This is a genomic window from Hyphomonas sp. UBA3195, from assembly GCF_002366485.1.
Taxonomy (GTDB): domain Bacteria; phylum Pseudomonadota; class Alphaproteobacteria; order Caulobacterales; family Hyphomonadaceae; genus Hyphomonas.
In genome coordinates, this window is record NZ_DEXB01000041.1 from 59751 (window position 1) to 65976 (window position 6226).

The following is a 6226-nucleotide window of genomic DNA, read 5'->3' on the forward strand; positions in this document are numbered from 1 at the left end:
GGTGTGGTCACCGCGCTGCGACCTTTGGTGGGGGAGCGCGGGCGGACGGAACATCCCGTCCTGCACAAGATCAATGACTGGCCGGGGCCATCGTTCCGATTAACTCGCGGAAAGGTCAGGGACGCGTTGCAGTGGCGATTTCGGCGCAGGTCGTCTTCAGTCGCGCGATGTCCTGTTCGCGGGACAGGCGATGATCGCCATCCTTGATCAGGGTAAAGACGAGATCCTCGCTCGTGATCGTGTCGACGAGTCGTTCCGCATGCTTCCACGGCACGTCGGCGTCCTGCATGCCCTGCAGGATGCGGACGGGGATGTCGAGCTCGATGGGCGCGTCAAGGATCTGCCAGGTTTGGCCATCCTCGATCAGGGCGCGGGTGATGGTGTAGGGCTCATCATAGTCCGAGGGCCGCTGTGTGAAGCCCTGTTCCATGATCTCTGACTGCGCTTCGGCGGAGAATTCCGGCCACATCAGCTTTTCGGTAAAGTCCGGTGCGGGAGCGATCAGGACAAGACCCGCCACGCGGTCCGGGCGGGCGAGGGCGGCGAGCAGAGCCATCCAGCCGCCCATGCTGGACCCGACCAGCACGATTGGCCCGGTGCTGTGTGTGTCGATGGCGGCAAGAGCATCCTCGCGCCAAGCCGAGATCGTGCCGTCCTCGAAGGCGCCATCGGACAGGCCATGCCCGGAATAGTCAAAGGCGAGAAAGCCATGCCCGGCCTCGGTGGCCCAGGCTTTGAGTTCAGTCACTTTGGTGCCGCTCATGTCGGATTTGAACCCTGACAACCAGACATAGGTGAGAGGCGAATGGGTCGGGGCCGAGGCGCGATATGCGAGGCGGCGACCCTCGGGAGAGGTGAAATAGGTCGTTGTCATTCCTCTCCCGTTCCGTCATCTGTCTCGCCTGTCAAGCGAGTGGAGGGATTACGACTTGCCCGATTTTCCGGATTTGACTGGCAAGACCATTCTCCAGGTGGCCCCTGAATTGTCGGCTGGTGGGGTGGAGCGTACCGTGCTCGAAGTCACCGAAGCCATCATACAGGCTGGCGGAAGGGCTCTGCTGGCCAGCAGGGGCGGTCGCCAGGAAGCTGCCTTCGAGGCCCTGGGCGGTGAGTTGTTCCGGATGGACGCCAAATCCAAGAATCCGATCACGCTGAAACGGAATGAAGGCAAACTGAAACGCTTGATCGCGCGCGAAGGGGTAGACTTGGTCCATGCCCGGTCGCGCGCGCCTGCCTGGAGCGCCTATTGGGCCGCCAAAGCGATGGATGTGCCGTTTGTGACCACCTATCACGGGGCCTATTCGGGCAAGACCAAACTCAAAAAGCGCTACAATTCGGTCATGGCGCAGGGCGACATCGTGATCGCCAACTCCAACTGGATCGCCGAGCATGTGAAAACGGAGCATGGTGTGCCATTCGAACGCGTGGTGACCATTCCGCGGGGTGTCGACCTGGAGGCGTTTGATCCGACCAATGTGCCGGTCGCGCGGGTGAAAGCCATTCGCGAGGCGCTCGGACTTGCGGATGATCCGCGGAAGATATTGCTATTGCCGGGACGCTTGACCGAATGGAAAGGGCAACTCATTGCCATCGAGGCGCTGGCCATGCTGGCATCGGATGAGCGCGACAAGCTGGTGCTCGTGCTGGCGGGCGACGCGCAGGGGCGCAATGCTTATGTTACGCGGCTGGAGCACGCTGTGGTGGCGCACGGGCTGGACCGGGGTGTCATCATGTCTGAACACATTACCGATATGCCCGCGGCCTATCTGGCAAGCGATATCGTGCTGGCGCCATCGGTGCGACCCGAAGCGTTCGGGCGTGTGGCCGCCGAAGCGTCGGCCATGGCGCGCCCGGTGATCGTGGCTGACCATGGCGGCGGGCGGGAAACCGTGATCGAAGGCGAGACGGGCGCACGGGTGGAGCCGGGCAATGCGCAGGCGCTTGCAGGCGCTATTCGGGCCCTGTTGTCGGTCGGTCCACTGGCGCGCGATGGCATGGGCCGGGCGGGACAGGCACATGTTCGACAGCATTTCTCAAAGCAGGGGCTTCAGGCGGCGACACTGGGAGTCTATAAGACCTTGCTGGAGTAGGGGAAATCGAGGCTCGCATGGCAAAACCGGTCAAACCGGCAAGTCCCGTCAATCCGGGCGCAAAAGCCCTCAATGTGCTGGTCATCAAACTCAGCGCACTGGGCGATTTTGTGCTGGCATTGGGCGCGATGAAAGCGGTGCGCGAGATGCACCCGAAGGCGCGCATCACGTTGCTGACCACGCCATTCTTCAAGGAATTTGCCGAACTTTGCCCTTATGTGGACGCGGTGGAGACCGACGGGCGGCCGGATAGTATGAAGGCAACGGCTGCGCTGATTACCCGTATCCGTAAAGCCAAGTACGACATCATCTATGATTTCCAGACCAGCGGACGCACGAAGAATTATTTCACCGCGTTGAGCAAGACCGGCAAGGCGCCGCTCTGGTCGGGCCATCATGAAAAGGCGGCGTTTTTCCACGACAATGGCGAGCGCGCCACCATGCATTCGATTGACCGACTGGCAGAACAGCTCGAAGTGGCTGGCGTGGCACCGGGCGGCCGCTGGCTGGGCAATTCCGCGCCAAAGCCAGATCTTTCCTGGGTGCGGCCAAAACTGCGCGACGCACCGCGATTGCAGCCAGCCTATTTCAGCCTTGAAGAGCCTTACATGTTGTTGATCCCGGGCGCCTCGGCCCATCGGGAGGCCAAGCGATGGCCCGTTGAAAACTATGCGGAATTGGCGAAACGGGTGGCCGATGCAGGCATTACGCCGGTTATTATTGGCGGCAAGGATGAGGGCCCCCTGGCGCATGAGATCGTGCGTAAGGAGCCGCGCACAAAGAGTCTGACCACGCGCACCGATCTGTTCCAGATCGTGACCCTGGCGGAAAAGGCGCTGTTTGTGGTCGGGAATGATACCGGCCCGATGCATATGGCGGCGATTGCCGGCGCGCCGGGCGTTGCTCTGTTCGCGCTGACCGAGAGCAATCCTGACCATGCGGCCCCGCGCGGCGACACGACCATCATTATCAATTCAGCGCCCACGCTGGCCGAGTTGAGCGTCGACGATGTCTGGCAATCGGTTCGGGCTTTGGGTGTGCTGCCATCTTGACGGGATCGCGGAAGTATAGAATGCCCGTCCGCCTTGAAGATGCCTGCATTTACAGGCATATTGAAGCTTACCGAAATAGCGACAAAGGAGATTCGCCATAGCTCGCAGACCAGACACCGGTGGACCACAGAAATCCGCTGGCCCACGTATCAATGACGACATTCGCGCCGCCAAGGTTCTCTTGATTGATGAGAATGGTGAAAAGCAGGGCGTGATGCCCATTATGGCTGCCATGGACGCGGCCCGCGAAGCAGGCATGGACCTGGTGGAGGTTTCACCGAACCAGGAAGTCCCCGTCGTCAAGATTCTAGACTATGGCAAGCTCCGCTTCGAAGAACGCAAGAAGAAGGCGGCTGCGAAGAAGAAGCAGAAGTCTTCAGAACTCAAAGAAATCAAGATGCGCCCGAATATCGACACCCATGATTATGGCGTGAAGACGAAAGCGATGACGCGCTTTTTCGAAGGTGGCGACAAGGTGAAAGTGACCCTGCGCTTCCGTGGTCGCGAAATGGCCCACCAGCATCTCGGCATGGAATTGCTGAAACGCGTCCGCGACGATTTCGATGAAATGGCAAAGGTTGAACTCGAGCCGAAGCTCGAAGGCCGTCAGATGACCATGGTGCTCGCACCGCGCTAAAGCCAGCGCTGCTGACTCCAGCACAATAAGCCGGACGGGCCCTGCGCCCTCCGGTTTTTTTGTGTGTGGCGTGCGGAGAGACAAGGCCGCAGGGAAGGGGCATTCAGGAGCAGAGCAGGTTGCGACCCTGTCTCTTCCGCCTGCCGGGACTCGTCAGGTCCCCATCCCGGAGAATTTGCGCGCCGGGATGACCTTCACAGATTATTGCCTATGGGTCCCTGTCGAGTTCACGGCGCCACTTCTGCAGCAGCAACCGTCAAACGGCGGGGGAAAGCTTGGTCAGTATCCCCGCCGCCAAGCATTTACTGACCCGCTTCGATGAAGGCGCGTACATCGTCGGAGAGTTTCTTTCCGTCGCTTTCGGCCAGGTACATCATGTGACCGGAATCGTAATAATCGAACTGGACCCGGTCGAGCACGACACCGTTCTTGTGCAGGGACATTTCCGCGCCGAAGAAGGGCGTTGCCAAATCGTACCATCCCGAGGCGAGCAGCACGCGCAGATCAGGATTTTCGCGCATGCCTTTGCCGAGCCATGGCGTGACATTCACATAGGATGGCCAGCCGCGCTGGTTCACATCCCAGTTCCACTGCGAGCCGGGTTCTCCCGTCAACACCTTGTACGGGCGGGTGAAGTCCACATTCAGCTCGCGGGTCAGATAGTCATTGATCGCAGCGACATAGGCGACATCCATGCCATAGCCGGACGGGTCGTTCTCGGGCGTGTCGGCCGTACCTTCACTGTCGACGCCACGGTACCGGCTATCAAAACGGCCAACCGTGAAGCCTTCTCGGCGCAGCAGCTCCTTGCGGAAGCGAGCCGGATCAACGCGGAGATTGGCAAGGCGGATCCATTCCGGCGACAGGCCGATGAACTCACTCATTTCCTGCGCGATGCGAATCTCGTCGGCTTCGCTGAGAGTCGAGCCGCGGATCAGGGCAGGGGCCAGAGTGTCGGTGGCATAGGTGCGGGCGTCTTCGATGAAGGCATCGAAATCATTGTTCCACTTTGCCTTGTTGGCCTTGCCATGATGCCAGGCGGTGGCGGCCTCGGTCGGGAAGAAGGCGAGATGGGCCGTGTCATTGCCAGGCGCAAAGCGCGCAGTCTGGAAATCCAGGATGGCCGAAATCAGGATCACGCCATTGAGACCGATGCCGTTCCAGCCGCCTTGCAGCTTTTCGGTCAGTGCGGCGGCCCGCGTCGTGCCATAGCTTTCGCCAGCCAGGTATTTCGGGCTGTTCCAGCGGCCATTCTCGGTCAGCCAGATGCGGATGAATTCGGCGATGCTCTCGGCGTCTTCATTGACGCCATAGAATTCCTTGCCCTCGGTCTCGCCGAGTGGGCGCGAATAGCCGGTGCCGACAGGATCAATGAAGACGAGGTCGGTGACATCAAGCAGGGAGTTCTGGTTGTCGCGAATTGTATAGGGCGGCGCACCGACATCGGACGCATCGGACGGGGTAATCACCTGTTTCGGACCGAACGCGCCCATGTGTAGCCAGAGCGAAGCCGATCCGGGCCCGCCATTGAAGACGAAAGTGATCGGGCGCTGGGCGGCGCTGGTCGTGCTGGTGTCGATATAGGAGACCGAGAAGACTGAGGCGGTTGGCTCGTCCTTGTCGTCGCGCAGATAGGTCTCGCTCGCGACGGTCTCGTACGTCACCGTCTTGCTGCCGAGCCGAAGCGAATGGTCAGAGGTGAAGACCCGCGCCTCCGGCACCTCAGGCGCGTCTTTCGGCCCGTTCCCGGCGTCTTCAGCTATACTTGGCATGACAAATATCGCCATGCAGGCGGCGAGAAGTAGCGTGCGCATGAAAGCAGCCCCTGAAACTTTATAACAATTTGCGACTTTATTCAGGCGGGGGCGCAAGGGCAATAGCCGCACGGTCCTGGACCCGTTTGAGTTTTCCGCATTTCGGAGTTACGCTTTCAGGCAGGGGAAAGCCTATGGATATCGTCTTGCTTTTAGGTCTGCTTGCTTTGCCTTTCCTTGTCTGGCGGGCTTGGGTAGGCCTCAAAATGCCAAAGCGGCGAGCCGAACGCGAAGCACGCCGCCGTGCGGTGCGAAATCGCCTGCAGTAACAGCATATTGGCCTCTTGATTCTCTGCCCCTGATCCGTCATAAGCCGCCTCTTCCGAGCGGTTTGGGCGAACGGCATGCCCTCCAGCTCATGAACCCTGGGCCGCCTATACGGTGTGAGCTCGACGACAGGAGAGATGAAATGCCGAAGATGAAGACCAAAAAGGCCGCTGCAAAGCGGTTCAAGATCACGGCAACCGGAAAGCTCAAGCACGGCGTCGCTGGTAAGCGTCACCGCCTGATGAGCCACAATTCGAAGTACATTCGTCAGAACCGCGGCACGAAAGTCGCTTCTCACGCTGATGTTGCTCGCGTTGTGAAGAAATTCCTGCCTTACGGCCTCTAGGCCCGTATCCTTCAAGATCT

General features: G+C 60.1%; 6 protein-coding genes. 4 read left to right on the top strand and 2 right to left on the bottom strand.

Annotated features, from left to right (window positions below; translation table 11 throughout):
* Window positions 1-115: 115 nt before the first annotated feature.
* Window positions 116-874: an alpha/beta hydrolase gene (locus B2344_RS12700; RefSeq protein ID WP_290485340.1), complete on the bottom strand. Its 759-nt coding sequence runs from the start codon at window positions 872-874 to the stop codon at window positions 116-118.
* A 55-nt stretch (window positions 875-929) separates the two neighbouring features.
* Between B2344_RS12700 and B2344_RS12705 the strand changes: the two genes are divergently transcribed.
* The 3 genes from B2344_RS12705 (at window position 930) to infC (ending at window position 3779) form a co-directional block, all read left to right on the top strand.
* Window positions 930-2090, top strand: coding sequence for a glycosyltransferase family 4 protein (locus tag B2344_RS12705; protein ID WP_290485341.1), 1161 nt, complete (start codon window positions 930-932; stop codon window positions 2088-2090).
* Window positions 2091-2107: 17 nt separating this feature from the next.
* On the top strand, window positions 2108-3142 hold the full coding sequence (locus B2344_RS12710) for a glycosyltransferase family 9 protein (protein WP_206992173.1): 1035 nt from the start codon (window positions 2108-2110) through the stop codon (window positions 3140-3142).
* A 97-nt stretch (window positions 3143-3239) separates the two neighbouring features.
* Window positions 3240-3779 (top strand): translation initiation factor IF-3, encoded by a 540-nt coding sequence (infC, locus tag B2344_RS12715; RefSeq protein ID WP_084333463.1) that lies wholly within the window; start codon window positions 3240-3242, stop codon window positions 3777-3779.
* Between the two features lie 302 nt (window positions 3780-4081).
* Here infC and B2344_RS12720 read toward each other — a convergent pair whose 3' ends face one another.
* Window positions 4082-5593: a S10 family peptidase gene (locus B2344_RS12720; protein WP_290485342.1), complete on the bottom strand. Its 1512-nt coding sequence runs from the start codon at window positions 5591-5593 to the stop codon at window positions 4082-4084.
* A 409-nt stretch (window positions 5594-6002) separates the two neighbouring features.
* Between B2344_RS12720 and rpmI the strand changes: the two genes are divergently transcribed.
* The gene (rpmI, locus tag B2344_RS12725) at window positions 6003-6206 is read left to right on the top strand and encodes a 50S ribosomal protein L35 (RefSeq protein ID WP_034816462.1); all 204 of its coding nucleotides are present in this window, start codon (window positions 6003-6005) and stop codon (window positions 6204-6206) included.
* Window positions 6207-6226: the final 20 nt, after the last annotated feature.

Bases quoted from the DNA above. Each gene is read 5' to 3' on its own strand.
- B2344_RS12700 (WP_290485340.1), bottom strand. From the start codon at position 874: ATGACAACGACCTATTTCACCTCTCCCGAGGGTCGCCGCCTCGCATAT.
- B2344_RS12710 (WP_206992173.1), top strand. From the start codon at position 2,108: ATGGCAAAACCGGTCAAACCGGCAAGTCCCGTCAATCCGGGCGCAAAA.
- B2344_RS12720 (WP_290485342.1), bottom strand. From the start codon at position 5,593: ATGCGCACGCTACTTCTCGCCGCCTGCATGGCGATATTTGTCATGCCA.
- rpmI (WP_034816462.1), top strand. From the start codon at position 6,003: ATGCCGAAGATGAAGACCAAAAAGGCCGCTGCAAAGCGGTTCAAGATC.